Here is a 25,830-nt window from a genome sequence, read left to right as displayed (position 1 = left end):
GACGGCTTTAAGCTAGTTCTGTTGCGGATCCTTGACGAGCGCGGAAACGCCGACGATCTCGATGCCGCGCCCCTGCGCTTCACCGATCCAGGAGGCAATCGCGCCGACGCTCTCGTCGAAGGCAGAAGCGACGCCAATGGCGGTACCGTTGCGGCGCGCGATGCGTTCGAGCTCATCAAGCTTCTTCAGGATCGCGTTGCGGCTGAGTTCGCTGTCGAGCGTCAGGTCGGCAAAGCCGTGCGGCACGTCGAAGGCGCCGGCAAGCTTGCCGGACAGCGACTGCGCCGAGGTGCCATCGTCGAGGAACAGGAGGCCGCGCTTGCCGAGATCGCGCATGACCGGCTCCAGCGCATCGGCATCGGACAGGAAGCGGCCGCCAAGATAATTCATGACGCCGGTATAATTGGTGATCTCGGCGAGGTTGCGGTGCAGTTCCGCGAGGTTCTTCTTTTCGCCGAGGCCGACGCGCAGCGCATTGGGGCCCGGATCGTTGGCCGGATAGTCGAACGGCTCCATCGGAAGCTGCAACAGGATCTCGTGGCCGCTGCGGCGCGCTTCCTGCATCCAGCGCTGCAGGCTGTTTCCAGCCGTGGCAAAGCCGAGCGTCACCTCGCCCGGCAGGTCGCGGATCGCCTTCTGGGTTCCCGTCTGGCTGAGGCCGAGCCCGCCGACGACAAGTGCGATGCGTGTGCCGCGCGCGCCCGACCAGGGGCGCGCATATTGATCGAGCGGACGCAGCCCGTCGGGGCCGATGATCGGCAGGCGTCCGGCGGGGCTTTCTTCCAGCAGGTCGTCATTGGGCATCGCCGCCATGCGCGGATCCTGGCCGCGGATCGGACCGACATTGATGAGGGCCGGTCCCTTGCCGTCGCGGCTGCGCGGCGAGAACGTCGTGACGGTGGAGCCGTCGTCGGTAAGCGTGCGCTCGACATCGGCGCCGGAATAGGCCGTTCCCGGTGCCATCGTTCCGGAGCCGACGCCCGTCTGGCCGCTGGCCGGGTTGGATGCCTTGTCGCCTGGGCTCTTCGCTTTCTCGGCCGTTACGACCGGCGATGCGGAATCACGCCGCAAACCGTCTGGCGAAAGCGTGTTCCAGGCGGAAATGCCAATCACCGCGGCGATGCAAAGGCCGGCAAGAGAAAACCCGAGCGTTCGCTGGGGATTGCGCTTCGACACTGGCTTGGCCCGCCGGTTCTGGCCGAGCGGAGCATTGAGATCAGTTCCCAAACGGAGCCTCGGTCGAGCTGGGGATGTTGCCGCTAGAGTGAGGCCGGCGCCAGGACGCGTGCCGATCCTCTCCCGTCGCACGCCGTATGCCTTAGAAGAATCAGTGGCCGCGGCAGCGCTTGCTAACCCTATAATTTAGTGGCGAAGGCTTGACCAGTGCATCGGCCGGCCCAGTCATGGGGCCAAATGCGAAGCGCCGCATGTTCGGGTGAACATGCGGCGCTTCGTTTCGTGTCTGTGAGGCTTATTTCTTCAACTGTGCCTGCTCGGGGCTCGCCGGGAAGGACGGGTCCGTCTTCTTGCCGCGCAGAAGGTCGAGCGCATAGTTGAGCTGCAGGTCGTCCTTGGCTTCCGGCGGCACATAGGCGACCGAGCCGGAGCCTTCGTCGGTCTCGCTCTGGCCCTGGATGTGGCCGCGCAGATCGGACTCGCCCTGAGCCTCGACCTTGCCGAGCAGTTCCGGCGGCAGAGGCTGTTCGACCTTGATGTCAGGCGTGATGCCCGTGCCCTGGATCGATTTGCCCGACGGCGTGTAGTAGAGCGCGGTCGTCAGACGCAGCGCACCGGCTTCGCCGAGCGGGATGATCGTCTGGACCGAACCCTTGCCGAAGGAGCGCGTGCCGAGCACGGTCGCGCGCTTCAGGTCCTGCAGGGCGCCGGCGACGATTTCCGAAGCGGAGGCCGAGCCGCCGTTGACCAGCACGACTACCGGCTTGCCATCGGTCAGATCGCCCGGCGTGGCGTTGAAGCGACGGGTCTCGTCCGGGTTGCGGCCGCGGGTCGAAACGACTTCGCCACGTTCCAGGAAGGCGTCGGAGACGTTGATCGCCTGGTCGAGCAGACCGCCCGGGTTGAGGCGCAGGTCGAGCACGTAGCCCTTCAGCTTGTCGGCCGGCACTTCCGCCTTGATCTTCTCGATGCCCTTCTTCAGGTCGTCATAGGTCTTTTCAGTGAAGGATATGACGCGCAGGTAGCCGACGTCGCCTTCGGTGCGGAACTTGACCGCACGAACGGCGATGACGTCGCGGACGATCGTCAGTTCGATCGGCTTGTCCGCGCCCTTGCGCAGGATCGTCAGCTTGATCGGGGTGCCGATGGCGCCGCGCATCTTTTCGACGGCGTCTTCGAGCTTCAGTCCGCGAACATCCGCACCGTCGATCTTGGAAATGAAGTCGCCGGCAAGCACGCCGGCGCGGGCCGCAGGTGTGTCGTCGATCGGGCTCGTGACCTTGACGAGGTCGTCTTCCATCGTCACTTCGATGCCGAGGCCGCCGAATTCACCGCGCGTCTGGGTGCGCATGTCCTCGGCATCGGTCGAGTTCATGTAGCTCGAATGCGGGTCGAGCGAGGAAAGCATGCCGTTGATCGCGTTCTCGATCAGCTTGTCGTCCTGCGGCGGCGTCACGTATTGCGCCCGCACGCGTTCGAACACGTCGCCGAAGATTGCCAGTTCGCGATAGGTCGAGGTGTTGGCAGCGACGGCCGGAACGACAGCCGAATAAACCACGCCCATCGCGGTCGCGCCCATCAGCGCCCCGACCAGAACAAGTGAAGCCCTACGTATCATTTCGCGCCTTTCCAACCTCTGCTGCGGTCCACCATGGTCGGGAATCAACCGGTTTTCCGTCTTTTCGGAATTCAATGTAAAGCGTCGGCCGGTCCGTTTCCAGCGCCAAGGCCGCAGCGCTCGCCACTCTTTTTGCGCCCATCGTCGCCAGCGGTTCTCCGGCGACGACGAACTGCCCAGTCTGAACGCTCACCTTCTCCATCCCCGAAAGCACGACGTGGTAGCCGTCGCCCGGGTTGAGAATGATCATCTGCCCATAACTGCGGAAATTGCCTGCATAGACGATCCAGCCATCTGACGGCGCAGTCACCAGCGCGCCGGGATTGGTTTCCAACATGATCCCTTGCAGGGAATGCCCCGTGCCGTCTGCATCGCCGAATTTGCGCAACAGCGATCCCGCGGCCGGATAGGCAAGCTTGTTCCTCAGCTCCGAAAACACATATGCGGGCGCAATGCGGTTTTTGTCAGGCACCGCATTGCGGGCGAGTTCCCGCGCCGCCTCGCGCTCTGCCTCGCTCATACGACGGCGTTCTTCCTCCTGCGCGCGCGCCGCTTCGGCAGCCTCGCGAACGGAGGAGATCTGGTCCTCGAGTGAGCCGATCAGGCCCTGGAGATTGGTCGCCTGCGAGGCCAGTTCCTGCGCCTTGCGCTGCTCGGCCGCAAGTTCGCTGGCGCTCGTCTGGCGCAGCTTTTCCTTTTCGGCAACCAGCATCGACATGCGGCGCTCTTCCTCGACATTGGCGGTCATTGCCGCAGTCAGGTCCTCGCGCTGCCGGTCGATGCCGATGCGGATGTCGGCGAGCGCCTTGAGGTCGGCCACGAGGTTTTCGGTTTCCTTGCGCAGGCCGGGCACGACGGCGCCAAGCAGAATGGCGCTGCGCACGGAGCCGAGCGCATCCTCAGGCGTCACCAGGATCGCCGGCGGCGGGTTGCGCCCCATCCGCTGCAGGGCGGCGAGCACCTCGGCAAGCACGCCCCGGCGTGAGCGCAGCGAGCGACGGACCGTGTCTTCCTTGCTTCTAAGGTCGCTCAGCTTCTTCTCGCCATCGACGATCTGCTGTTCGAGATCCTGGCGTTTCTTTGCGGACTCGACGATTGCGGCGCGCAGCGTCTCGTTGGTCTTGTCGATTTCGGCAATGGTTTCCGTCAGCGCATTGGCGCGCTCCTGGGAAAGCGTGATCGTCTTGGAGAGCGCATCCAGTTCGCTGCGCGTACTGTTGCGGCGAAGCGTGAGGTCGGCGGCGGGGTCGGGCGGGCCCTGCTCCTGACCGGTCGCGGCGGCGGGCGGCGTGGCCTCCTGGGCGCTCGCCGGCAGGCCGATCGCAAGCGCAAGCGCAAAGGCCGCCGCAGTACGGGCAAGCCGTCCTGTGCCGTCTCTTCCCATGCCGAAAACGCTGGTCCTGCCTCGGGGCGTCATCCGTTGCGTGCGTCCATCCGAAAATATGAGGAAAAAACCTAATCTGATTTGGCGCGCACGACCAAGCATATTCTCGTTATCGCCGCGTGTACCGGGAGAGGTTGCCCGAAAAGCAGCCCCGCCGCTTCAGACCCGATGATAGGGGTGGCCGGAGAGAATGGTGACGGCCCGGTAGAGCTGTTCGGCGATCAGGATGCGCACGAGCTGGTGCGGCCAGGTCATCTTTCCAAGGTTCAGCACCGCATCGGCGCGGGCATGAAGGCTCGGATCGAGACCATCGGCGCCACCGATCGCGATCATCAGGTCACGCTTGCCGCTGTCGCGGAACGTGCCGAGAAGCGATGAGAAGCCTTCCGAATCCAGCGCCTTGCCGCGTTCGTCCAAGAGCACGAGCAGACTGCCTTCGGCCAGTGCCTTTTCGAGCTGTGCGGCTTCCTCGCGCTTGCGCGTCTCGGCGTTCGAAGCACGGCTTTCGTTGACTTCGACGACGCGGGAAAGCTCAAGCCCGATCGCCGGACCGGCCTTGGAGAAGCGATCGAGATAACGGGCCGCAAGATCCTTTTCCGGCCCCGCCTTGAGGCGGCCGACTGCGAAAAGTCCGATACGCATGACCTTGTCCGTCCTCGCTTGCGCTGCAACGCGCACTGCATAGTTCCTGAAATCGGGTCGATTCAAGGAGAATCTTATACCGCGTTCCTGGAGCCTTGCAGCGTCGTTGCGCGCCTTGTCCGGTTGACGGGCCTGCAGGTTACGATCAGTCGCAACAAATATCCGGCTGACAACGCCGCCCAAGGCGGCGCCAGCCCTTCACATTCATGCATGACCGCAACTCGGCTCGTCCGGCATTCAGCTGCGCGGCGACCCGGTCGGTCTCAATGCAAGGTACCGTCCTCGATCTCGGGAGCCGCCCACATCTTCTCGATGTTGTAGAACTCCCGGATTTCCGGCCGGAAGATGTGAACGATCACATCACCGGTGTCGATCAGCACCCAGTCACCGCCTTCCAGACCTTCGACACGGGCATTGCCAAAGCCCCCGTCTTTCAGGTCGGTCGTCAGGTGATCTGCAATGGCCATCACATGCCTGTTCGATCGCCCGGAGACAACGACCATGAAGTCTCCCAGCGCCGACTTTCCGGCAATGTTGATGCTGACGATGTCTTCTGCCTTCGAGTCCTCTAGGCTCTCGAGGACCAGTTGAAGCGCACGGACAGCGGCTTCGTCGCTAGATCCCGTGCTGCGCGGGAATGCGGTAACCGCATATCCCTTGGCGTGTGCTGTTGTCAGGGTCTTTCCTTTCCACATGAACAGAACAGGCACTTCCGATTCGAACAAAGATCGAACCGTCCATGAATGTAGGCATCAAACCGTAGCTGTTTCAAGACAGCAGAACTGAATCCCTGGAAATCATACTCCACCGGCGGCGCGAAGCGCCGTCGAACTCATCGATGAGCGAGGTCCATGGATGAAGGTCCAGGCTGGCGCGCGGTGGAAGGGGAGGCGCCGCGCGTCGTCCTCGTCGATGCGAGCATAGTCGAAGGTTTTCGCCATGCGTGAGGAGAGATAGGCGAGCGTCGAGCCCGGCCGATCGATGACGGCGATCGGGAAAGTGCGGGCGATCTTCTGCCAGTTCTGCCAGCGATGAAAGCTCTTCAGGTTGTCGGCGCCCATGATCCAGACGAAGCGAATGTCGCGGTTTCGCGCCTGCACGATTTCGAGCGTGCGGGCGGTATAGCTCTGCCCCAACGCCTTTTCGAAGGCCGTCACCTTGATGCGTGGGTTGTGCGCGATCGCTTCGCTCATGGCGATGCGGTCGGCAAGCGGCGCCAGATTGTTGTGGTCCTTCAGCGGATTGCCGGGGGTCACCATCCACCAGAGCTGGTCGAGCCCGAGCCGTTGGATCGCCGTGTCGGCAACGAGCACATGGCCCTCATGCGGCGGGTTGAAGGATCCGCCGAAGAGGCCCACCACCATGCCGGCTTCGACATGGGGCATGCGCAGGTAGCGGGCGTTCACCCTGCCTGCCGTCACCTCAGGGCCTGACCTGTCCAGCACCACGCACCCGATACTTGAAAGAGGTCAGCTGTTCGACGCCGACCGGTCCGCGCGCATGCATCTTGCCCGTGGCGATGCCGATTTCACCGCCCATGCCGAATTCGCCGCCATCGGCAAACTGGGTCGAGGCGTTATGCAGCAAGATCGCGGAATCGATCTCCGAGAAGAAACGCTCGACGACCTCGGGATCCTCAGCGATGACGGCCTCCGTGTGGGCCGACGACCAGGTGCCGATGTGCTCGATCGCACCGGAGATCCCGTCGACCAGCTTCACCGAGATGATGGCGTCGAGATATTCCGTTGCCCAATCCTCGTCGGTCGCTTCCTTCAGGCCGTCGACCGCGCCTGAGAGCTCGTCGGAGACGCGTACTTCGCAGCCCGCTGACAGCAGGGCGTTCAGCAGCGGCTTGACCAGTCGGTCGGCGTCGTTGCGGTCGATCAGCAGTGTTTCGGCAGCACCGCAGATGCCGGTGCGGCGCATCTTGGCGTTGACGACGATCTTTTCCGCCATGGCTAGATCGGCAGAGGCATCGACATAGATGTGGCAGAGGCCTTCGAGATGGGCAAAGACCGGCACGCGCGCTTCGTTCTGCACCCGGGCAACGAGGCTCTTGCCACCGCGCGGTACAATCACATCAATCGTGCCGCCAAGACCCGAGAGCATGGCGCCGACGGCCGCGCGGTCAGAGACCGGCACCATCTGGATCGCATGTTCCGGCAGGCCGGCGGCCTTCAGCCCTTCGACGAGGCAGGCATGGATCGCGCCGGAGGAATGGAAGCTGTCGGAGCCGCCGCGCAGGATCACGGCGTTGCCGGCCTTGAGGCACAGCGCGCCGGCATCAGCCGTCACGTTCGGCCGGCTTTCATAGATGACGCCAATGACGCCGAGCGGCGTACGCACGCGCTCGATGTGCAGGCCGTTCGGCCGGTCCCATTCGGCAATGATGTCACCGACCGGATCCTTGAACTGGGCAATCGCGCGAATGCCGTTTGCCATGTCGCGGATGCGGCCTTCGCTCAGCGTCAGGCGGTCGATGAAAGAGGCGGCGACGCCGCTTTCGCGGGCGTTTTCAAGGTCGATCGCATTGGCCGAGAGGATCTCGTCCGTGCGGGCGACGATCGCATCGGCCATGGCGATCAGGGCGGCGTGCTTGCGTTCGGCGCTGGCGATGGCAAGCGGTCGGCTGGCGGCCTTGGCGTTGCGGCCGATCTCCAGCATGACGGTCTCGACGTCGCCCTTGTTTTTCACCTCGTCAAGCATGGACTTCATCCTTCCGGCTGCCCTCGGCCTCAGCGCGTTTTCCGGTCATCACCATATCGTCGCGGTGCACCATGGCGGCGCGGCCGGCATAGCCGAGGATCGCGGCGATCTCGGCCGATTTCTTGCCGGCGATCTGGCGGGCTTCGTCGGCATCGTAGCCGGCAAGACCACGGGCGATCTCCCGGCCGGAGGTGCCGAGAATGGCGATGGTGTCACCGCGGCTGAAGCTGCCCGTCACGTCACGGACGCCGGCCGGCAGCAGGCTCTTGCCCGAGCGCAGCGCATCTTCGGCACCGGCATCGACGGCAAGCGTTCCGGCCGGTAGCAATTGCCCGGCAATCCAGGTCTTGCGCGCGGTCACCGGCGAGCCTGATGGTGCGAACCAGGACGAACGGGCGCCGTCCTCGATCGCCGCCAGCGGATGGTTCGGCTTGCCTGAGGCGATGATCATGGCGCAGCCGGCGGTCGTGGCGATCTTGCCGGCATCGATCTTGGTGCGCATGCCACCGCGCGAAAGCTCGGATGCCGCACCCCCGGCCATGGCCTCGATCTCAGGGGTGATCTCGGCGATCGTTTCGAGGAAGCGGGCGTTCGGGTCGAGATGCGGCGGGGCCGTGTAGAGCCCATCGATATCGGAGAGCAGCACCAGCAAATCGGCGCCGACCATAGTGGCGACACGGGCGGCGAGGCGATCGTTGTCGCCATAGCGGATTTCTGTGGTCGCGACCGTATCATTCTCGTTGATGATCGGCACGGCGCCGAGTTTCAGCAGCTGGTTGATGGTGGCGCGGGCGTTGAGGTAGCGGCGGCGCTCTTCCGTGTCGCCGAGTGTCAGCAGCACCTGTCCGGCGACGATGGCATCGGTCGAAAGGCTCTCCGACCAGGCGCGCGCGAGCGCAATCTGGCCGACGGCGGCGGCCGCCTGGCTCTCTTCGAGCTTCAGGGCACCTGCCGGCAGGTTGAGCACGGTACGGCCGAGCGCGATCGCGCCCGAGGAGACGACCAGCACTTCGACGCCCTTGGCCTTCAGGCCGGCGATGTCGGCGCACATGGCGTCAAGCCAGGCCTTCTTCAGCCCGGTGGCGCGGTCGACCAGCAATGCCGACCCGATCTTGATGACGACCCGGCGATACTTCAAAAGCGGCTTGCGGGTCTTGGTCATCTCAGAGGTTCTCCTCGCCATAGCCTTCACCGGCCTTGGCGGCGACGATGACGCTGCGCAACGCTCGCAGCGCTTCGGTCATGCCCTTGCCGACGGCGGCAGAGAGCAGCAGGGGCTGCTCGCCGCAGGCCTTGGCCAGCGCCTTGGCTTTTATCTTCAGCTCGTCCTCGTCGAGCACGTCGATCTGCGACAGCGCGACGATCTGCGGCTTGTCTTCCAGCCCGCCGCCATAGGCTTCGAGCTCGTGCCTGACCGTCTTATAGGCCTTGGCGACATCTTCCTCCTGGGCGGAGACGAGGTGCAGCAGCACGCGCGTGCGCTCGACATGGCCGAGGAAGCGGTCGCCGATGCCCACACCTTCATGCGCACCTTCGATCAGGCCGGGAATGTCGGCGATAATGAACTCGTTGCCGTCGATGGTGGCGACGCCGAGATTGGGATGCAGCGTCGTGAACGGATAGTTGGCGATCTTCGGGCGAGCGCGCGTGCAGGCGGCAAGGAAGGTCGACTTGCCGGCGTTCGGCAGACCGACGAGACCGGCATCGGCGATCAGCTTCAGCCGCAGCCAGAGCGTCTTCTCGTCGCCCTCGAGACCGGGGTTGGCCCAGTTCGGCGCCTGGTTGGTCGCGGACTTGAAGCGGGCGTTGCCGAAGCCGCCATTGCCGCCGGCGGCCAGCCGATAGCGCTGGCCCTCGGCGACCATGTCGACGATCAGCGTCTCGTTGTCTTCCTCGAAGATCTGGGTGCCGACCGGGACCTTCAGCGTCACGTCGTCGCCGCCGGCGCCGGTGCGGTTGCGGCCCATGCCGTGCTGGCCGGTCTTGGCCTTGAAGTGCTGTTGGTAACGGAAGTCGATGAGCGTGTTCAGGCCGTTGACGGCCTCCACCCAGACGTCTCCGCCGCGGCCGCCGTCGCCGCCGTCCGGTCCGCCGAACTCGATGAACTTCTCGCGCCGGAACGAGACGGCGCCTGCGCCACCGTCGCCGGAGCGGATATAGACTTTCGTTTCGTCGAGAAATTTCATTGGGCTGCCATCTGTTCGGTGTAAGTGCGCGGTCTTAGAAAGTGTTACAGCGACCTTTGCAGGTCCTAAAGGATGCGCGGCGCTGTAATTTGCCGCCATCGATATAGGCGGTTTATTCGGAGGTCAAAGAATATCGTGCGGTTCGTTAGCTACAACATCCAATACGGCATCGGCCTCGACGGCCGCTTCGATCCCGAGCGTATCGCCGCCTCGATCGGGGACGCCGACATCATCGCGCTTCAGGAAGTGACGCGCGGCTTCCACCGCAACGGCCATGTCGATCTCGTCACCCGCTTCGAGAAGCTGTTTCCTGGCCATTTCGCGGCCTTCCACGCGCCTTGCGACATCGACATCGGTTCGGCGATCGAGGATGGACGCGCCGTCAGCCGGCGCTTCCAGTTCGGCAACATGATCCTGTCGCGCTGGCCGATCCTTGCAACCCGGCTCATCCCCTTGCCGCGCACCCGCACGATCAGCCCGATGAACCTGCAGCGCGGGGCGACGGAAGCGCTGATCGCAACGCCCGCCGGTCCGCTCCGGGTCTATTCCGTGCATCTCGATCATGTGCTGCCGGCCGAGCGTATTGCCCAGATCCGTTATCTCAAGGACCGGCTGCTCGGTTATCCGCTCGAAGGCGGCGCGATCACCGGGGCGGCCGATTTCGGCATGGCCGAGCCGCCGCATCCGGAGGACTTCATCGTCATGGGCGATTTCAACATGGAGCCGGAGACGCCGGAATACTGCGCGATGACGGGCTCGCGCGACGCCTTCTACGGCCGTTCGCTGCGGCTTGAGAATCCGGTCGATGCGCTTGCCCATCTCGGCCGCCTGACGCCTGAAAGCTATAGCTGGATCCATCCCGAAAACCCCGAAAAACGCATGCATCTCGACTATTGTTTCTTGAGCGCCGGCCTTGCGTCTCGTCTCATCGATGCCTGGACCGACTATGAGGCCAAGGGTTCCGACCACCTGCCTGTCGGTTTCACGCTCGCATGACAAAAAAGTCCCCGCGAAGCCCGAGCTTCGCGGGGATGTTCTCTAGTGCGGTCGGCGCAGATCGGCGGCGGTCAGCCGCGTCTCGATATGGGCGACCATGGCGTTGCGCGCGAGCGCATAGACCTGGGCGCAGCCGGTGATCTGGAAGCCGATCTTCTCCTGCACCTTCAGCGATCCCGGATTGTCGGCAAAGACGCCGGAATGCAGGGTCGTTTCGGGCATGCGGCGGAAGAAGCGCTCGACCGCCGCATAGGCAGCCTCCGAGGCAAAGCCCTTGCCCCAGTAGAAGCGGTTCAGCCAGTAGCCGACATGCCATTGGCCGTGGCGGAGCTCGATGCCGACGCAGCCGATGTGCACGTCGTCACCGGTGGTGACGGCGAAGGTCCAGTCTGGCGTCAAACCTGAAGTCTGCGCCGTCAGCCAGTCGAGCGCGTCCTGCTGATCGTAGGGCGCGGGAACGCGCGCCAGCATGCGCGCCACCTGGAAATCGCCGAGCGACTGGGCGATCGCCTCGGCGTCGTTTCGCCGATGCGGGCGCAGGACCAGGCGCTTGGTCTCGATGACCGGGCAGGGGCCGGGACCGGGGCGGGCAACGATCCGCTGGCGTTCGGAAGCGAGCGCGTTCATCGCATGCCTCCCCAGCTTCTCAAGGAGACCCAGGTCTTGCGGTCGAGTCGGTACCATTCGACGGCGATCGAGCCGCCGAGCGCCAGGCTGCCGACCATGCCGCTGCCCTGGAACTGGAAACCGCACTTCTGGATGACCCGGCGCGATGCCAAGTTCATGACCCGGCAGCGCGCATCGATCTGGTCGATGTCGCGGGTGCGGAAGGCCATGTCGGTCAGGACCTGGGCGGCCTCGGTGGCATAGCCCTGGTTCCAATAGGGCTCGCCCAGCCAATAGCCGAGCTCCGCCGTCTTGCCATCGGGATGCGGCTCGATACCGCAACAACCGAGAAATGCGCCATTGTCCGCTTTGGTAATCGCGTAGACGCACTTGCCAATCGTGCCGGCTTTCGCGCGTCGCACGAAGTCGGCGGCATCGGCCGTCGTATACGGGTGCGGCATGCGCGAAACCATGGTCGCGACATTGGCATTGTTGGCAAGATGGGCAAGGGCGTCGATATCGTCTTCATGGGGCGCGCGCAGAACGAGCCGGGGTGACAACAATATCGGGCAATCGGTCCTTGACCGTTGGGGCCTCAGCCTCTGCTCGGGAGACCGGGATTGGTCTTCCCTCAACAACTCGGTTTGCATGGTTTCCTCCAGAAACGAAAAAGGGGAGTTGGGTATTGCCCCATCTCCCCTTTGAAGTCTGGCTTGGAACCATCAGGTGCGTCAGCCGGGTCGATGAGACGCCGGCTGTTTTAGAGCGCTACCGGCTTATTCCGCTGCTTCGGCTTTCGGCATTACAGACACGTACACGCGGCCATTGGCCTTCGTACGGAAGTCCACGTTGCCGGCCGTAAGTGCAAAAATCGTGTGGTCCTTACCGAGGCCGACATTGGCGCCCGGATGCCACTTCGTACCGCGCTGGCGCACGATAATGTTGCCTGCAATGACGTTCTCGCCGCCGAACTTCTTCACGCCAAGGCGCTTGGACTCAGAATCGCGACCGTTACGCGACGAACCGCCAGCTTTTTTGTGTGCCATTGGTGTTCTCCTTTAAACCTTAGATCCCTGAACTCAGTTTGCAGCGGCTTCAGCGGCAGCTTCAGACTTCTTCGAAGCCTTCTTTGCTTTGCCACCGGCAGCAGCGATGTCCAGGATGCGGACGGTCGTCTGGTGCTGGCGGTGACCGCGCGAGCGCTTGGAGTTCTGGCGGCGACGCTTCTTGAAGGCGATGACCTTCTTGGCGCGACCCTGCTCAACAACTTCAGCGCTGACAACGGCGCCTTCGACAAACGGAGCACCGATGGTTGCATCGGCGCCAACGCCGACCATCAGGATCTCGGTGAATTCGATCTTGTCGCCTGCAACGCCTTCCAGCTTTTCGATGGTGAGGACGTCGTTGGCGGCCACGCGGTACTGCTTACCGCCGGTCTTGATGACTGCGAACATTTTTTATCCTTTCATGTTCGATCCGGCTCTCTGCACGAAGACAAGGCCGTCTTTTTCTCAGTCGACAGTTGAGTGGATCTCCTTTTCGGATATCCACCGGTGAATGGGCGCAAATCGCACCCGCTGCGGTGAAGCTAGGCCACACCACTTCATTGCGCGGATTACAAGGATTTGCACAGGCGTGTCAAGGCGAAAGCAACGAGGCCGTTACATATTCTTCAAACAAGGCCCTTGCCAGCACCCGAATCTGCCGCTATGAACCCGACCGCGCCGAACAAGCGCCGACCAGCAAAGCGGAGAGGTGGCTGAGTGGTCGAAAGCACCGCACTCGAAATGCGGCGTACGGGCAACCGTACCGTGGGTTCGAATCCCACCCTCTCCGCCATAATCTATCTCACCACCATGTGCTATGCGAAGCAGCCCGATCCAGGGCGGTTCACGGAAGCTTCCGGGGTTCGTTGTTTAAACGCGCGTCTCTATCAACTCGACTTCGGCGTCCAGGAAACAAAATCGCCAGCAGGCTCGATAGCCCTGATATGGCGATCGCGGGTCGTGCGCCGCGTCAAAGGGTGACCCATCTGACAACGCTGTCGCGGCGTTGTCGCCAGCGATTGCGGTTTGCCGAACTATAGCCATCGATGCCGTTGCGAACCGGGCAAGGGCGTCGGCGGCCGGGCTGACGGCACGTTCGTGCTTCCGCGGCGAAACGCAGCTGCGCTAGGCGATTTTCAGCGCCGCGGAAATTTCCGACAAGGTGGCCTTCTCCGCATCGCTGACAGCGACGCCGCCGAAGCCCAGGAAGCCGCCTTCCTTGGCGGCTTCCGCCACCTTCTGGCTGATCTGGTATAGCCATGTGCTGAAGGCTGCGACATCACCCTGCGCCTTGGTCTCGACGAGTGTCCGGGCCTGATTCAGCGTTTCAATGCATCTGGCCTTCATGTCCTCCGGCTTGGCACCCTTGAGTTTCGTCTGCAGCCCATCGCGAGCGGCGGTCCGGCCCTCCGAGGTTTCGAAGTCGGCGACCAGCGCCTTGACGAGCGGGCTTGCTGCGGCATCGGCTTTTGCCTGCAGAAGTGCGCTGCTGTTGGCGATGCCTTCCTTCATCATCCCCCAGAGGCCGCTCGGCTCCGCGGCCGTCACGGCAATGCCGGCCATCATCACGCTCTCCAGGAGCAGCGTCCATTCTTCCGGGGTGAATGTCGATTTGTCGGCCATGGCCGTCTTCCTTCCTATCCGGTTTCGTCGATGACAATCGCCAACGGTCCGTGCGGAATGCAGGGCCGGCAGCTCATGCTGGGGCTGGTTCTTCAGGTCGCCAGTGAGGCGAGCTTGGTCTTCAATGCATCGATTGCGGGTTTCACGATGTCGGAAGCGCCGGGTATCGCAAGCACCTTGTCGAAAAGCCCGTTGAGTGTTGGCATCATCGGCCCGACGAGCGCGGAAAGGGCTGCCTTCTGTTCGGCAGACAGTTGCCCGGTGGCGCCCGTGACTTTGTCGAGCCCGGCTGAAATCTCCTCCAGTTTCGGCAGGGCGGCCGTGGCCGAGGCGGCGTCCGTGACACCGGTCAGCGTTGTCTGCAGGCTCGCCATGCTGTCCTGGACCTGCCGGCCGATGTCGACCCCGCCGACCGTCAAGCTTTGCCCCGCCGTACCAGCCTGTGGCGCGACCTCTCCGCTCGGTCTGCCGAACAGATAGAAGAGCACGGCTGCAAGCGCGAGTACGGCAATCACCCAGTAGAGCCAGTTGCGCGACCCGGACGGCGTCGCCGCCTCGGCTGCGCGCTGACCGGCTCCACCGACGGACGAAGCCGCTGTCGCGGCGCTGCGGGCGACCTGGCTCGCCGAGGCCGCGGCAGACTGTGCCGAAGCGCCGAGCCCGCCGAGCAAGCCTGTTCCGCCAAGCAGTTCTCTTGCGCCGGAGGGCAGGGCGGCCGCGATGTTGTCCTTCTGGCTCGCGAGCAGTCCGGCGATGCCATTGGCTCTGAGATCGCCGCCGCTCTGCCGGGCAAGGCCACCCAGCACGAGGGGAGCAAGCGTCGCCAGCAACGAACCGCTCGCCCGCGGGTCCATGCCGGAGATCCCGCCGATGGCGTTCGCAAGCGCACTGCCGTCCTTTGCCCCGAAGATTGACGAAATGATCTGTGACCCGTTCTGGCTAAGCGTCGCCTGATCGCCTCCCTGAAGCATCCCGATGAGACTGTCGAGCGATCCGCCCTGTTGACTGGCGGTATCGGCGATCTTCTGCGCCCCGCCCGGTTGCGCGGCGACACCCGTCAGTCCCGCCAGCACCGCGGGAATGGCGGCGCTGACGGCGCCCTGCACCTTGCTGCTGTCGAGCCCGAGCGCCGAAGCGATGCGTGCGATCATGTCAGGGGTAAGCATCTGCGCGATATACGAAACAAGATTGCTGGCCATTGGCTTTTCCTCCACGTTGATGTCGTCGGACATCGACGGCGCTCATGGAGCGGTCGTCCGACGGCGCGGCAATTGGCTGCAAGCAATTCGCGTTTATCTGATTGTCGGCCGCGAGGCGGGTTCCTCTGGAACCTTCGGCCCAAAAATATTAGCACTTGTGGATGTAAATGGCCAGTTCTCGGCAACTTGCGGAAACGGCAGAACGTGGCGCATTGAACACGCGCGCTAGTGCGCCAGCATGTTGAGCGGCCCGTGACCCGGCAGCCGAGGCAGGAGGGAAGAAGGCGGACCGTCGGCCGCAGGGCCGGTTTAAGGGTCGCGACGACAGCGCCGCAGGATGCTTGCGGTCACGCGCGGGCCGGCCTGACCTGATGCCCGCACCCATAGTCTGATCCCCGGCCGCGAGGCCAGGGATCCCGTCGGTTTCGCGTTACTTCTTCGGCGATTTCTCCGCCGGCGGCGGTGCCGCCTGCAGGTTGCCGAGCAGCGACGAGATGGCATTTTCACCGTTGAAGCCGGCTTCCTTCAGCAGTTGGTCGACGATCGGCTTGTTGGCCTGGTAGGACAGGAGCTGGCCCGCCAACCCGTCGCCAAGGCCGATGCCGTTTGCAGCACCGTCGCCGCCGCCGTTGCGGCCGAGCATGCCGCCGGTGTCGAAGATGCGGATGTCGGAGATCTTCTCGATCGGCTTGACCGCTTCTGCCAGCGCTTCGGGAATGATGCGGATGCGTTCGCGCAGGATCTCGAATTCAATGATGGCGGAGCTCAGCTTGTTGCGGGCTTCGTTGAGCAGCGCCTCGCTCTCGGCTGCGGCCTTGCCGGTTTCGAGCACGCCCTTCGCCTTGATGATCGCGGCGTCGGCCTCGGCGGTGGCCAGCGTCTTGATCGCATCGGCCTGGTCGAGGGCCGCCTGCTTTTCGGCTTCGGCGCCGACGGTCACGGCGGTCGCTTCGGTTTCGGCGTTCTTGCGGGCGTCGATGACGGCGATCTGGCGTTCGCGTTCAGCGATTTCCACGGCCTTTGCGGTTTCCACCTTTTCTTCCGCGGCAATGGCGAGCGCACGGGCGGTTTCAGCCTGGGCCTTCGCCTCGGACTCTTCCCGGCTCTTGTTGGCAACCGCGATGGCGCTTTCCTGCGAAACGATCTGCAGGTCGCGGCGGGCTTCCGTGTCGCGCTGCTGCACGGCGCGGGTGGCGTCGATGTTGGCGCTTTCACGCGCCTGCTTGGCAAGCGCCTCGCGTTCGGCGATCGCCTGCTCGGCGGCGATGCGAGCTTCTTCCTCGGCGCGCTTGGCCGCCTGTTCCTGCTGCGCGGTTTCGGCGCGGGTGGCGGCCGACTTGTTGGCGATGTCGCGTTCCTGGTTCAGCTCCGCCTCGCGCTTGGTGCGCTCGATCGTCAGCGATTGCTGGCGGGCTTCCAGATCCTTCTGGGCGATCGCGACTTCGGTATCGCGCACGATCTCGTTGCGCTCCTTCTTGCGGCCCTCGGTAATGCGGGTCAGCGCCGCAAGACCATGCGCGTCGAAGAAGTTGTTGGCGTTGAAGTGCTTGATATCCGTCTGGTCGAGACGGGTCAGCGAAACGGATTCGAGTTCGAGACCGTTCGACTGCAGGTCGGCGCCGACCGCTTCCTGCACCGCCTTGACGAAATCCATGCGCTGTTCCTGCAGCGCGTCGAGGCTCATGGTGGCGGCGACCGAGCGCAGACCGTCTACGAACTTGGCCTCGATCAGCACGCGCAGCTGTTCGGCATCGTTGGTACGGTCGCCGAGTGTCTGGGCTGCAAGCGCGATCGAGGAAGCGTCGGGCTTCACGCGCACATAGAATTCCGCGCCGATATCGACGCGCATGCGGTCCTTGGTGATCAGCGCGTCGCCTTCGCCACGACGGACTTCAAGGCGCAGCGTCTTCAGGTTGACGCGGGCGATCGAGTGGAAGATCGGCAGCACGATGGAGCCGCCGTCGAGGACCACCTTCTGGCCGCCAAGGCCCGTGCGCACATAGGCTTCGTCGCGGCTCGAGCGGGTATAGAGCGATGCAAGAACAAAGCCGATGCCGAGGATCAGGACGATGCCGATGCCGGCCGGCACCAAGAGTTCATAAAACATGGTTGCTCCGTGAGACTTTAAGACGTGGAATTTTAAGGATTGGGCGGCGTCAGCAGCTCTGCCGGCGCCGATATCGCAATGAAAATGTTGGAAACGCGGTCGACGACGAGCACCTGCGCGCCGATGGCGATCGGTTGCTCGTTGCGGGCGGCGCGCGCGCGCAGCACATGCCAGTTGCCGTGGCGATCCTTGAGGCGGATGCGTCCCGGCAGGCCCTGGTCCAGTGGGCCGACGGTGACTTCGCCGCTGCGGCCGACGAAATCGCCGAGATCGACGGCATAGCTTTCGTCACGCGGCACGATCTTTGCCACCCATCGGGTCGACATCCGAACTGCGGGCAGCGAGACGGCGAGTGCCGGTAGCGCCGCGACAAGGGCAGGCAGCGGCGCCCACAGGGCCCCGGCCACCGCCTGGATGACAAAACCGATCATCGCGAAGAGGCCGAGGAAAAGCATCAGCAGCACGAGCAGCGGTACGCCGCCGACATTGAACCAGGACATCAGCCCGCCCAATGCGCTGTGGTCGTCCAGCCAGGCCTTGTCGATCGCCTCGCCCAGTGAGAAGCCGAGCAGCAGGCAGAGGAGCTCGATGCCGGTGAAGGCGGCCAACATCACCGCCGCAACCGCGAAGGGTAGGGATTCCGGGGCGAGGAAGAACAGCATCGGCGTCAGTGCTGCTTTGCCTTGAGTGCGGCCAGTCTCGCCTCGATCGCCCGATCGCGATGCAGGCGGTCGAGTTCGTCCAGCTCGGCGCTGTTGCCGTGTTCTCCGCCCGGTACGCCCGTGGCGCGGGAGACGGCGGCAGCGGCGCGGGCGGCACCGTCCACCGGGCTGGGCTTCGCCAGGCCCGAAACCTTGCTCTCGGGGAACTGGGCGATGCTGCGCTTGAGATCGGCGAGCCGCGCCTCGGCCTCGCGGCGGGTGGCAAGCACCGCCTGCAGCGCCTGCTGGCCCTCTTCGAGATCGGTGCGGGCGCCGGCGAGCGCCTTGTCCAGCGCGGCCAGCTGCGATTCCAGGTCGATCTGGCGGGCGACGCCGGCCTTGGCAAGGTCTTCCCGGGCGGCAGAGATGGCGGTGCTGATCTTTTCGTCCAGCTTTTCGAGATCGGCCCCGATTTCGTCGCGGCGGCTGAGGATGCGATACTCCTCGGCGCGTGCCTGGCCGATATCGACCCGGGCCTCTTCGGCGGCCGCGTCGATTTCGCGGAGCGCCTGTTCGACGATCACGATCTTGTTGCTGCCTTCCGCCTTGTCGACGGCGGCATTGGCGAGACCGGCGATCAAGCGGCCCATACGGGATAGGATGCCTTCATTCGTCATCATTTTCTTCTCCGTTCGGTCGGAATGCGTGGTGACGCCAATGTGGATCTGATAGCCGCCTTTCTGTGCAACGAGCTGGGCGGCGAAGATATTCAGAGTGCCCGGCGAATAGCCGGCGACGTCGTATGGGATCGCGACGCGACCACGCACGGTGGCGACGGTCAGATCCGACGGTCCCTTGATTGCGAAAAGCTTGTCGTCCAGCGGCAGCCTTTCGGCATTGGCCTGCTGTCCGCGGTTTGCCGCGAAGTCACGCAGTCCAAGCGTGACCATGCGCGCCGGAAGCCCGGTGCGCTCCCGGACCGTTTCGTAGGCAAGTTCATGCAACGTTACGAGATTGGCGCCCGCCTTTTCGCCGGCGAGTTCATCGAGCATCGCCAGCATGTCGCCGTAGGCAACGAAGGTTTCTTCCAGCGCACGTCTGGCCTCCGCGTCCGGCGCGAGATCGTAGTACAAGATCGACGTGTGGTTGCCCTGAGCCATGAGCAATAACATAAAGCACCACTTTCGTGCTTTCAAGGATTGGCTCAGGTTTAAGTTGCAATTTTCTTCTGCTGAACGCGCGCAACGGTCGCGCGCCGGCAATGCGGGTTGCAGCGGGCGGAAGAGGGGCGCGTTGAAAGCGGACGATGTCCGGCGGGTTCACTCCGCCGCGTTGTTGCGCAACCAGGTTTCCAGCGCGGCAATCACCGAGAGCCGCAGGCTTGCGCCCTTGGACAGGGCGCGGGTGAGGGACAGGTCGTCGCCGGCAAATCCCATCTCGGCCATGATGTCGTTCGCCCGCATCCGGCGGCGATTCATGATCGTGCGGATTTCGGCGATCGTTTCGGGGAGCAGGTAGCGACCGCTGGCAATCGCGGGGGGCGCTGCGAGCGGCGGATCGATATGAGCGTGTGGGGCAAGCCCGTCCGGGCCGCCATTGCTGCTCAGCCACTTGAGGAACGTTTCACGCTCGGTGGGGCTTGCCTTGGTCCAGGAATTCTTGAGCTTGTCGAGGCGCGTGCGCTCGTCCTTAAGCCCTGCCGCGATAAGCGCCTTGCGCAGCGACGGGATGCGGCCGGCGATCAGATCCGCATGGATGTCGGGAAAATCGAGTTTCAGGCGCTGCACGTCCGCGGTTTCGTCGCTCTTGGTTTTCTTCGACATGCTCATTCCCGCGTCGTTCGTCGGCGACATGCTCTAGCGTGCTCGTGCGCCCGGCGCGAGCGAAATAGGTCGCTATCCTCTATCCTTTGTCGGTCGACCCCGTTAGGGAGCGCATGGAGAATAACGCGACGCTGCGTGCTGTGCCCTTCGCCTGATGTCATGCATCCAGCTTTACGCAAGTCCCTTCGCCTATAGTCACCTCAATGGCCGGGATGTGACACGGCGAATGAAGGACAATGATATGTCAAACGATATCGAGCATTACCGCGACCCATCCGACAAGATGGTTGCCCTCTATCTCGCGAACAATGACGGCGACGAACTGACCGATGTCTTGGTCGCCGCGCTTGAAGATGCCTTCCGCATCCTCCGTGACGAGATCTCCGGCGAAACGATGCATTGAGCGGAGCGCGTCTCCTCCACGAACTATTTTTCGAACGTAATCCGCCATCGGTTGCGAATCGAATCAGGGATGTCCTGTTCTGACCGGGTTCCAATCGGCGACGCGTCGGATGTCGGGAGAGTTCGCGGCCACGTATCGCTTGCGCTAGGGGAGGCGCACAAGCATGACATTTTCTATCTGGCATACGGTCATAGCGCTGCTGATTATCGGCGTACCGGTCTGGCTGATCCTTCGGGCGACGACGACTGCCGAACCGGCCTGCTTGCAGGCCGGTGTTTCATTCGATGACCATCGGGCGCGCCGTTCAAGCTTGCTGAAGCAGCGCTTCGGCTGAAAGGGCTGACGCCAGTACGGTCGCATCGGTTCCGTTTCTCCCAACCAGCATCAGTCCGGCCGGCCGCACAAGGCCCGGCATCGGCAGGGTGATAGCGGTGAGATCGAACTGGTTGGCGACCTGGCAGTTGCGCAGCAGCAGGCTCTCCACGCGGTCGTATTCCGCCGCGTCGGTGTCGACGCTTGCGATGGACACGGCCGCAATCGGCGTCGTCGGCAGTGCGATGAGATCGTAGGGCGAGAGCCGCTCGTCCATGGCGGCAGCGAGCGCATGCCGGGTTTGCAGCAGGGCCGAGATCGTCGCGTCGGGCACCAAAAGGCGGCGGCGAAGCGAGAACTTGACCCTTTCGTCGACTGGGACGGCCGCATCACCCAGCCATCCGGCGTGGATACGGCTTGCCTCCAGGCCCGCAATCGAGCCGATCCGCGTCGCTTGGCCGAGCTTCTCGATCAAGTCATCGATGGTGCAGTCGACGATCTTGGCACCCGCTTTGGCCAGTCGGTCGAGGCTTGCCGCAAAGGCGTCGGCGACTTCGGGGGAGAGGTCTTCAAACAGCCTGCCACGGGGGATGCCGATACGAAGATCTGCGACAGGACGGGCGACAAGCGGCCTTGGCTGCTCGCCGGCCATCACAGCATCGGTCGCCGCACAATCGGCAACGGTCCGGGCGAGCGGCCCGAGCGAATCCAGAACCGGCGAGAGCGGAAAGGCGCCATCGAGCGGGATGCGGCTGGCTGTCGGCTTGAAGCCGACGATGCCGTTCAGCGCCGCGGGGATGCGGATCGAGCCACCGGTATCTGAACCGATGGCAATGTCGCAGGTGCCTTCTGCCGCCGACACGCCAGCGCCCGAGGACGAACCGCCGGGGATCAGGCTTTCGTCGGTGGCGTTGCCGGGTACCGGGTAGTGCGGATTGAGGCCGACGGCCGTAAACGCGAATTCGGTCATATGCGTCTTGCCGATAATGACCGCACCGGCAGCACGCAGCCGCTGGACAACGAGCGCGTCTTTTTGGGCCGGCGGCGCGTCGCGCCGGATGATGGAGCCGGCAAGCGTCGGTTCGCCGGCGATATCCAACAGGTCCTTGATTGAAACGATCTTGCCGTCGAGCGGCCCAAGGCTGTCCCCCGCCTGCCGGCGGCGGTCGGCCGCGTCTGCCTCGCTCCGCGCGCGCTCTTCGTAGAGCCGGACAAAAGCCTTTTGCTCGTGCCGACGATTGTTGAGCCGGCTCAGGATCTGTTCCAGGCGGTCGCGGACGGAGACGTTGGCGGCATGGGACACGATGATCACCTGTCGATTTGTGAGGCCACCGAACGGAGGCAGGAGGCGGGTTCGTTGCCCGGATTCACCAGGGCCAACGCTGATCGCCTTTGATAACAGCATTGGCGGAGTTTGCCATCGTCCCATTGTCGCCGCGGCCAGCTCCGGCCTTCACCGAACTGTCGCCAAACCGTTCAAATAGTTTCATGCGCCTGTTACGTCGCTGACACCCAGATGACCAAAGGTCCGGCACGCGCGGTGGCGCTGCCGAATCGGAGGTCTGTTTGGCCGATATCCTCAAGACGCTTTCGAGGCGTTCTTTCCTGCTTTCCGCCGGTGCCGCGGGCTTCGTGGCCTCATCCGGTCTTGCGACACCCTTTTATGCACGCGGCTACGGCCGGCCGGAATTCATTCACGGCGTGCAATCGGGCGATGTCGATACGTCCTCCGGCATGATCTGGACACGGGTGGATCGCCCGTCGAAGGTGTCGGTCGAATACTCGACCACCGAGAGCTTCTCTAACCCCCTTCGCCTTTCCGATCTGACGGCGACGCCGCAGACGGATTGCGCGATCAAATGTTCGCTCGACGGGCTGCTGCCGGACCAGGATATCTTCTACCGCTTCACCGCCACGGATCTCTACGACGTCAACCGCGTCTCCGCGCCGGTCACCGGCCGGTTTCGCACCGCCCCCTTGCGCAAGCGCTCGATCCGCTTCGTCTGGTCCGGCGACACGGCCGGGCAGGGCTGGGGCATTGATGATGTCGGCATGAAGACCTATTCGACCATGCGCCAGCACGAGCCGGACTTCTTCATTCATTCCGGTGACACGATCTATGCCGATAACCCGATCCCCGACGAGATAGCGCTACGTGATGGCGGTGTCTGGAAGAACCGGGTGGTGACGCACGAGAAGCGCGACGTCGCTCGCACGCTGGAAGAGTATCGCGGCCAGTGGAAATACAATCTGCTCGACGACCACGTGCGGCAACTCAACGCCGTGTGCCCCACATTCTATCAATGGGACGACCACGAGGTGCTGAACAACTGGTCGGCCTCGACCGACCTGCGCGACGACGCGCGCTATCCGGAAAAGGATGTTGCCGTCTATGCGGAGCGGGCGGCGCGGGCGTTCCACGAGATGACGCCGATCCGCATGCCGGCAACGCAGCCCGGCCGCGTCTTCCGCAAGATCGGCTATGGTCCGTTGCTCGACGTGTTCTTCGTTGACCTCAGATCCTATCGCGGCGCCAACCAGGGAGAAGACGGCGGCGGCGCCCTGTTCGGCTGGCGGCAGGTCGACTGGCTTAAGCGCGAACTTGCTGCCTCGCGGGCCACCTGGAAGGTGATCGCCTGCGACATGCCGATCGGTCTCGTCGTCTGGGACGATTACACCAACCGGCGCGGTTCGGACGCGATCGCCAATGGCGACAACGGCCCGCCCGCGGGGCGCGAACGCGAATTTGCCGATCTCCTGCGCTTCGTCCGCGACAACGGCATCGACAACCTCGTCTGGCTGACGGCGGACGTGCACTACACCGCCGCGCATCACTACGATCCGGGGCGCGGCGCATTCAGGGATTTCACGCCGTTCTGGGAGTTCGTGTCCGGTCCACTGCATTCCGGCACCTATGGGCCGAAGGAGCTCGACATGACCTTCGGGCCGGAGGTTCGTTTCATCAAGGCATCCGGCGGCGGCATCGACCAGAACCTGCCGCCATCGGCTGGTCTGCAGTTTTTCGGCATCGTCGATATCAACGGCCAGACGCAGCAGATGACGGTGCGGCTGATGGACCGGCAGGACCAGGAACTCTGGCGCGTGACGCTCGATCCGGCCGCAATTGCATGAGGAATTCGGTCGCGGCCAACAGCTTTGCAAACGGCGTTCGTGAGACCCCTGACGAGTGCAAACCCATGGCCTACCGGCATTTGAACACGACGCTCATGCGCGCGCCCCCCTTTCGCAATCGCAAAAAAACCTGTATGAGCGCGACCATTGAAAAAGCGGCGTGGCCCATCGGGGCTTGCCCTGAACCTTCCGAGACGAAAAATGAGCATTCGTAACATCGCGATTATCGCGCACGTCGACCATGGGAAAACGACCCTTGTTGACGAGCTCCTGAAGCAGTCGGGCTCGTTCCGCGAAAACCAGCGCGTTGCCGAACGCGTCATGGACTCCAACGACATCGAAAAAGAACGCGGCATCACCATCCTCGCCAAGGCGACTTCGGTCGAGTGGAAGGGCGTGCGCATCAACATCGTCGACACCCCTGGCCACGCCGACTTCGGCGGTGAAGTCGAGCGCATCCTGTCGATGGTGGACGGTGCCATCGTTCTCGTCGACGCTTCCGAAGGCCCGATGCCGCAGACGAAGTTCGTCGTCGGCAAGGCGCTGAAGGTCGGCTTGAAGCCGATCGTCGCGATCAACAAGATCGACCGTCCGGACGGCCGCCACGAAGAAGTCATCAACGAAGTCTTCGACCTCTTCGCCAACCTCGACGCCTCTGACGAGCAGCTCGACTTCCCGATCCTCTACGGTTCGGGCCGCGATGGCTGGATGAACGTCAACCCGGAAGGTCCGAAGGACCAGGGCATGGCGCCGCTGCTCGACCTGGTGCTGCAGCACGTGCCGGAGCCGACGGTTGCCGAAGGCCCGTTCCGTATGATCGGCACGATCCTCGAAGCCAACCCCTTCCTCGGCCGCATCATCACCGGTCGCGTTCACTCGGGCACCGTCAAGCCGAACCAGGCCGTTAAGGTTCTCGGCCAGGATGGCAAGCTGCTTGAAACCGGCCGTATCTCGAAGATCCTCGCCTTCCGCGGCATCGAGCGTCAGCCGATCGAAGAAGCGCAGGCAGGCGACATCGTTGCGATCGCCGGCCTTACCAAGGGCACCGTCGCCGACACCTTCTGCGATCCGTCGGTCGCCGAAGCGCTGACCGCGCAGCCGATCGACCCGCCGACCGTCACCATGTCCTTCATCGTCAACGACAGCCCGCTTGCCGGCACCGAAGGCGACAAGGTCACGAGCCGCGTCATCCGCGACCGCCTGTTCAAGGAAGCCGAAGGCAACGTTGCGCTGAAGATCGAAGAATCCTCGGAAAAGGACTCCTTCTTCGTATCGGGCCGCGGCGAACTGCAGCTTGCGGTTCTCATCGAAACCATGCGTCGTGAAGGCTTCGAGCTTGCCGTTTCGCGTCCGCGCGTCGTCATGCACAAGGATGACAACGGCCAGATGCTCGAGCCGATCGAAGAAGTCGTGATCGACGTCGACGAAGAGCATTCGGGCGTCGTCGTGCAGAAGATGTCCGAGCGCAAGGCCGAGATGGTCGAACTGCGTCCGTCTGGCGGCAATCGCGTCCGTCTGGTGTTCTTCGCTCCGACCCGCGGCCTCATCGGCTACCAGTCGGAACTTTTGACCGACACCCGCGGCACGGCGATCATGAACCGCCTGTTCCACGCCTACCAGCCCTACAAGGGCGAGATCGGTGGTCGCGTCAACGGCGTTCTGCTTTCGAACGACGCCGGTGAATCGGTTGCCTACGCGATGTTCAACCTGGAAGACCGCGGCCCGATGATCATCGACGCCGGCGAGAAGGTCTATGCCGGCATGATCATCGGCATCCACACCCGCGACAACGATCTCGAAGTGAACGTGCTCAAGGGCAAGAAACTCACCAACATGCGCGCTGCCGGCAAGGACGAAGCTGTTCGCCTGACGCCGCCGATCCGCATGACGCTCGAGCGCGCGCTCTCCTGGATCCAGGACGACGAGCTGGTCGAAGTGACGCCGAAGTCGATCCGTCTGCGCAAGCTGCACCTCGACCCGAACGATCGCAAGCGCTTCGAAAAGGCCCGCACGGCTGGCGCTGCCTGATCGATCCTGATCGATCCTGATCGATCCTACGACTTTCAGAAAAACCCCGGAGCGATCCGGGGTTTTTTGCTGTGTGTGCCACCGATGGGCGACTTGCGGATAAAGTTAAAAAGGCGTTAACCTTCCATTGGGTGCCGTTAAAGTTGCCTGTGGGTTAACGCAGGCTGGCAACCGGGCGGGATTCCTGTTCGCCTTGTGTGTG

At 63.6% G+C, this 25,830-nt stretch carries 25 protein-coding genes and 1 tRNA gene; 6 read left to right on the top strand and 20 right to left on the bottom strand.

The window, feature by feature from the left end; translation table 11 throughout:
* Nucleotides 1-12: 12 nt before the first annotated feature.
* The 9 genes from AC3WVQ_RS17350 to obgE all read right to left on the bottom strand — a co-directional run bounded on the left by AC3WVQ_RS17350 (nucleotide 13) and on the right by obgE (nucleotide 9,712).
* Nucleotides 13-1,227, bottom strand: coding sequence for a divergent polysaccharide deacetylase family protein (locus AC3WVQ_RS17350; RefSeq protein WP_034802692.1), 1,215 nt, complete (start codon nucleotides 1,225-1,227; stop codon nucleotides 13-15).
* A gap of 244 nt (nucleotides 1,228-1,471) precedes the next feature.
* Nucleotides 1,472-2,794: a S41 family peptidase gene (locus AC3WVQ_RS17345; RefSeq protein WP_034802677.1), complete on the bottom strand. Its 1,323-nt coding sequence runs from the start codon at nucleotides 2,792-2,794 to the stop codon at nucleotides 1,472-1,474.
* Nucleotides 2,784-4,178, bottom strand: a complete 1,395-nt coding sequence (locus AC3WVQ_RS17340; RefSeq protein ID WP_090295278.1) for a murein hydrolase activator EnvC family protein — start codon at nucleotides 4,176-4,178, stop codon at nucleotides 2,784-2,786. The genes AC3WVQ_RS17345 and AC3WVQ_RS17340 overlap by 11 nt, the downstream gene beginning before the upstream one ends.
* A 159-nt stretch (nucleotides 4,179-4,337) precedes the next feature.
* The gene (rlmH, locus tag AC3WVQ_RS17335) at nucleotides 4,338-4,820 is read right to left on the bottom strand and encodes a 23S rRNA (pseudouridine(1915)-N(3))-methyltransferase RlmH (RefSeq protein ID WP_060521428.1); all 483 of its coding nucleotides are present in this window, start codon (nucleotides 4,818-4,820) and stop codon (nucleotides 4,338-4,340) included.
* Between the two features lie 263 nt (nucleotides 4,821-5,083).
* Complete coding sequence (rsfS, locus tag AC3WVQ_RS17330) at nucleotides 5,084-5,515, bottom strand: ribosome silencing factor (RefSeq protein ID WP_034802667.1); 432 nt, start codon at nucleotides 5,513-5,515, stop codon at nucleotides 5,084-5,086.
* 102 nt (nucleotides 5,516-5,617) lie between these two features.
* Complete coding sequence (locus AC3WVQ_RS17325; protein WP_089044395.1) at nucleotides 5,618-6,226, bottom strand: nicotinate-nucleotide adenylyltransferase; 609 nt, start codon at nucleotides 6,224-6,226, stop codon at nucleotides 5,618-5,620.
* Between the two features lie 16 nt (nucleotides 6,227-6,242).
* Nucleotides 6,243-7,526 (bottom strand): glutamate-5-semialdehyde dehydrogenase, encoded by a 1,284-nt coding sequence (locus AC3WVQ_RS17320; RefSeq protein ID WP_492382878.1) that lies wholly within the window; start codon nucleotides 7,524-7,526, stop codon nucleotides 6,243-6,245.
* A complete protein-coding gene (gene proB, locus AC3WVQ_RS17315) occupies nucleotides 7,519-8,688 on the bottom strand; it encodes a glutamate 5-kinase (RefSeq protein ID WP_492382877.1) in 1,170 nt (389 codons plus the stop codon). The genes AC3WVQ_RS17320 and proB overlap by 8 nt, the downstream gene beginning before the upstream one ends.
* 1 nt (nucleotide 8,689) lies before the next feature.
* Nucleotides 8,690-9,712 (bottom strand): GTPase ObgE, encoded by a 1,023-nt coding sequence (gene obgE, locus AC3WVQ_RS17310; RefSeq protein WP_090295280.1) that lies wholly within the window; start codon nucleotides 9,710-9,712, stop codon nucleotides 8,690-8,692.
* A 135-nt stretch (nucleotides 9,713-9,847) separates the two neighbouring features.
* Here obgE and AC3WVQ_RS17305 point away from each other — a divergent pair, with 135 nt between their 5' ends.
* Entirely contained in the window at nucleotides 9,848-10,708 is an 861-nt protein-coding gene (locus tag AC3WVQ_RS17305; RefSeq protein WP_110818901.1) for an endonuclease/exonuclease/phosphatase family protein, read from the top strand.
* A gap of 42 nt (nucleotides 10,709-10,750) precedes the next feature.
* On the opposite strand, the gene AC3WVQ_RS17300 is transcribed toward AC3WVQ_RS17305, so the two are convergent.
* The 4 genes from AC3WVQ_RS17300 to rplU all read right to left on the bottom strand — a co-directional run bounded on the left by AC3WVQ_RS17300 (nucleotide 10,751) and on the right by rplU (nucleotide 12,768).
* On the bottom strand, nucleotides 10,751-11,335 hold the full coding sequence (locus AC3WVQ_RS17300) for a GNAT family N-acetyltransferase (RefSeq protein WP_060586506.1): 585 nt from the start codon (nucleotides 11,333-11,335) through the stop codon (nucleotides 10,751-10,753).
* Complete coding sequence (locus AC3WVQ_RS17295; protein WP_034802649.1) at nucleotides 11,332-11,964, bottom strand: GNAT family N-acetyltransferase; 633 nt, start codon at nucleotides 11,962-11,964, stop codon at nucleotides 11,332-11,334. The genes AC3WVQ_RS17300 and AC3WVQ_RS17295 overlap by 4 nt, the downstream gene beginning before the upstream one ends.
* A 126-nt stretch (nucleotides 11,965-12,090) precedes the next feature.
* Nucleotides 12,091-12,360 (bottom strand): 50S ribosomal protein L27, encoded by a 270-nt coding sequence (gene rpmA / locus AC3WVQ_RS17290; RefSeq protein WP_034802646.1) that lies wholly within the window; start codon nucleotides 12,358-12,360, stop codon nucleotides 12,091-12,093.
* 33 nt (nucleotides 12,361-12,393) lie between these two features.
* On the bottom strand, nucleotides 12,394-12,768 hold the full coding sequence (gene rplU / locus AC3WVQ_RS17285; protein WP_034802644.1) for a 50S ribosomal protein L21: 375 nt from the start codon (nucleotides 12,766-12,768) through the stop codon (nucleotides 12,394-12,396).
* A gap of 295 nt (nucleotides 12,769-13,063) precedes the next feature.
* On the opposite strand from rplU, the gene AC3WVQ_RS17280 reads away from it, so the two are divergent.
* Nucleotides 13,064-13,153 (top strand) — tRNA-Ser (locus AC3WVQ_RS17280).
* Nucleotides 13,154-13,485: 332 nt separating this feature from the next.
* Here AC3WVQ_RS17280 and AC3WVQ_RS17275 read toward each other — a convergent pair.
* The 6 genes from AC3WVQ_RS17275 to AC3WVQ_RS17250 form a co-directional block, all read right to left on the bottom strand.
* Nucleotides 13,486-13,983 (bottom strand): hypothetical protein, encoded by a 498-nt coding sequence (locus AC3WVQ_RS17275; RefSeq protein ID WP_090295283.1) that lies wholly within the window; start codon nucleotides 13,981-13,983, stop codon nucleotides 13,486-13,488.
* Nucleotides 13,984-14,075: 92 nt separating this feature from the next.
* Nucleotides 14,076-15,182: a DUF937 domain-containing protein gene (locus AC3WVQ_RS17270; RefSeq protein ID WP_492382876.1), complete on the bottom strand. Its 1,107-nt coding sequence runs from the start codon at nucleotides 15,180-15,182 to the stop codon at nucleotides 14,076-14,078.
* 430 nt (nucleotides 15,183-15,612) lie between these two features.
* Nucleotides 15,613-17,289 (bottom strand): flotillin family protein, encoded by a 1,677-nt coding sequence (locus AC3WVQ_RS17265; RefSeq protein WP_060611126.1) that lies wholly within the window; start codon nucleotides 17,287-17,289, stop codon nucleotides 15,613-15,615.
* Nucleotides 17,290-17,321: 32 nt separating this feature from the next.
* Complete coding sequence (locus tag AC3WVQ_RS17260) at nucleotides 17,322-17,951, bottom strand: OB-fold-containig protein (protein WP_090295287.1); 630 nt, start codon at nucleotides 17,949-17,951, stop codon at nucleotides 17,322-17,324.
* Between the two features lie 5 nt (nucleotides 17,952-17,956).
* Nucleotides 17,957-19,102: a PspA/IM30 family protein gene (locus AC3WVQ_RS17255; RefSeq protein WP_244546727.1), complete on the bottom strand. Its 1,146-nt coding sequence runs from the start codon at nucleotides 19,100-19,102 to the stop codon at nucleotides 17,957-17,959.
* Between the two features lie 147 nt (nucleotides 19,103-19,249).
* Complete coding sequence (locus AC3WVQ_RS17250) at nucleotides 19,250-19,753, bottom strand: hypothetical protein (protein ID WP_034803102.1); 504 nt, start codon at nucleotides 19,751-19,753, stop codon at nucleotides 19,250-19,252.
* Between the two features lie 241 nt (nucleotides 19,754-19,994).
* Here AC3WVQ_RS17250 and AC3WVQ_RS17245 point away from each other — a divergent pair, with 241 nt between their 5' ends.
* Nucleotides 19,995-20,156: a hypothetical protein gene (locus AC3WVQ_RS17245; protein ID WP_090295460.1), complete on the top strand. Its 162-nt coding sequence runs from the start codon at nucleotides 19,995-19,997 to the stop codon at nucleotides 20,154-20,156.
* Nucleotides 20,157-20,319: 163 nt separating this feature from the next.
* Nucleotides 20,320-20,490, top strand: a complete 171-nt coding sequence (locus tag AC3WVQ_RS17240) for a hypothetical protein (protein ID WP_162731863.1) — start codon at nucleotides 20,320-20,322, stop codon at nucleotides 20,488-20,490.
* Here the strand turns inward: AC3WVQ_RS17240 and AC3WVQ_RS17235 are convergent.
* Nucleotides 20,461-21,771, bottom strand: a complete 1,311-nt coding sequence (locus tag AC3WVQ_RS17235; protein WP_244546728.1) for an amidase — start codon at nucleotides 21,769-21,771, stop codon at nucleotides 20,461-20,463. The two genes, AC3WVQ_RS17240 and AC3WVQ_RS17235, sit on opposite strands and share 30 nt — an antisense overlap.
* Nucleotides 21,772-22,034: 263 nt before the next feature.
* Between AC3WVQ_RS17235 and AC3WVQ_RS17230 the strand changes: the two genes are divergently transcribed.
* A complete protein-coding gene (locus AC3WVQ_RS17230) occupies nucleotides 22,035-23,600 on the top strand; it encodes an alkaline phosphatase D family protein (protein ID WP_110818902.1) in 1,566 nt (521 codons plus the stop codon).
* Between the two features lie 201 nt (nucleotides 23,601-23,801).
* Nucleotides 23,802-25,628, top strand: a complete 1,827-nt coding sequence (gene typA, locus AC3WVQ_RS17225; RefSeq protein WP_034802622.1) for a translational GTPase TypA — start codon at nucleotides 23,802-23,804, stop codon at nucleotides 25,626-25,628.
* The last annotated feature ends 202 nt before the right edge of the window (nucleotides 25,629-25,830 follow it).

The organism is Ensifer sp. EB106-05-01-XG146 (assembly GCF_058791875.1).
The sequence above is the reverse complement of the archived record's forward strand: the minus strand, read 5'-3'. Positions and strand labels throughout refer to the sequence as shown.

Excerpts from the sequence above, each read along its gene's own strand:
- AC3WVQ_RS17260 (WP_090295287.1), bottom strand. The coding sequence starts at position 17,951 with ATGCTGTTCTTCCTCGCCCCGGAATCCCTACCCTTCGCGGTTGCGGCG.
- rlmH (WP_060521428.1), bottom strand. The coding sequence starts at position 4,820 with ATGCGTATCGGACTTTTCGCAGTCGGCCGCCTCAAGGCGGGGCCGGAA.
- obgE (WP_090295280.1), bottom strand. The coding sequence starts at position 9,712 with ATGAAATTTCTCGACGAAACGAAAGTCTATATCCGCTCCGGCGACGGT.
- AC3WVQ_RS17275 (WP_090295283.1), bottom strand. The coding sequence starts at position 13,983 with ATGGCCGACAAATCGACATTCACCCCGGAAGAATGGACGCTGCTCCTG.
- AC3WVQ_RS17300 (WP_060586506.1), bottom strand. The coding sequence starts at position 11,335 with ATGAACGCGCTCGCTTCCGAACGCCAGCGGATCGTTGCCCGCCCCGGT.
- AC3WVQ_RS17340 (WP_090295278.1), bottom strand. The coding sequence starts at position 4,178 with ATGGGAAGAGACGGCACAGGACGGCTTGCCCGTACTGCGGCGGCCTTT.
- AC3WVQ_RS17250 (WP_034803102.1), bottom strand. The coding sequence starts at position 19,753 with ATGTCGAAGAAAACCAAGAGCGACGAAACCGCGGACGTGCAGCGCCTG.
- AC3WVQ_RS17265 (WP_060611126.1), bottom strand. The coding sequence starts at position 17,289 with ATGTTTTATGAACTCTTGGTGCCGGCCGGCATCGGCATCGTCCTGATC.
- AC3WVQ_RS17295 (WP_034802649.1), bottom strand. The coding sequence starts at position 11,964 with ATGCAAACCGAGTTGTTGAGGGAAGACCAATCCCGGTCTCCCGAGCAG.
- rsfS (WP_034802667.1), bottom strand. The coding sequence starts at position 5,515 with ATGTGGAAAGGAAAGACCCTGACAACAGCACACGCCAAGGGATATGCG.
- AC3WVQ_RS17240 (WP_162731863.1), top strand. The coding sequence starts at position 20,320 with ATGACATTTTCTATCTGGCATACGGTCATAGCGCTGCTGATTATCGGC.
- rplU (WP_034802644.1), bottom strand. The coding sequence starts at position 12,768 with ATGTTCGCAGTCATCAAGACCGGCGGTAAGCAGTACCGCGTGGCCGCC.
- AC3WVQ_RS17345 (WP_034802677.1), bottom strand. The coding sequence starts at position 2,794 with ATGATACGTAGGGCTTCACTTGTTCTGGTCGGGGCGCTGATGGGCGCG.
- AC3WVQ_RS17270 (WP_492382876.1), bottom strand. The coding sequence starts at position 15,182 with ATGGCCAGCAATCTTGTTTCGTATATCGCGCAGATGCTTACCCCTGAC.
- AC3WVQ_RS17255 (WP_244546727.1), bottom strand. The coding sequence starts at position 19,102 with ATGTTATTGCTCATGGCTCAGGGCAACCACACGTCGATCTTGTACTAC.
- proB (WP_492382877.1), bottom strand. The coding sequence starts at position 8,688 with ATGACCAAGACCCGCAAGCCGCTTTTGAAGTATCGCCGGGTCGTCATC.
- typA (WP_034802622.1), top strand. The coding sequence starts at position 23,802 with ATGAGCATTCGTAACATCGCGATTATCGCGCACGTCGACCATGGGAAA.
- rpmA (WP_034802646.1), bottom strand. The coding sequence starts at position 12,360 with ATGGCACACAAAAAAGCTGGCGGTTCGTCGCGTAACGGTCGCGATTCT.
- AC3WVQ_RS17320 (WP_492382878.1), bottom strand. The coding sequence starts at position 7,526 with ATGCTTGACGAGGTGAAAAACAAGGGCGACGTCGAGACCGTCATGCTG.
- AC3WVQ_RS17245 (WP_090295460.1), top strand. The coding sequence starts at position 19,995 with ATGTCAAACGATATCGAGCATTACCGCGACCCATCCGACAAGATGGTT.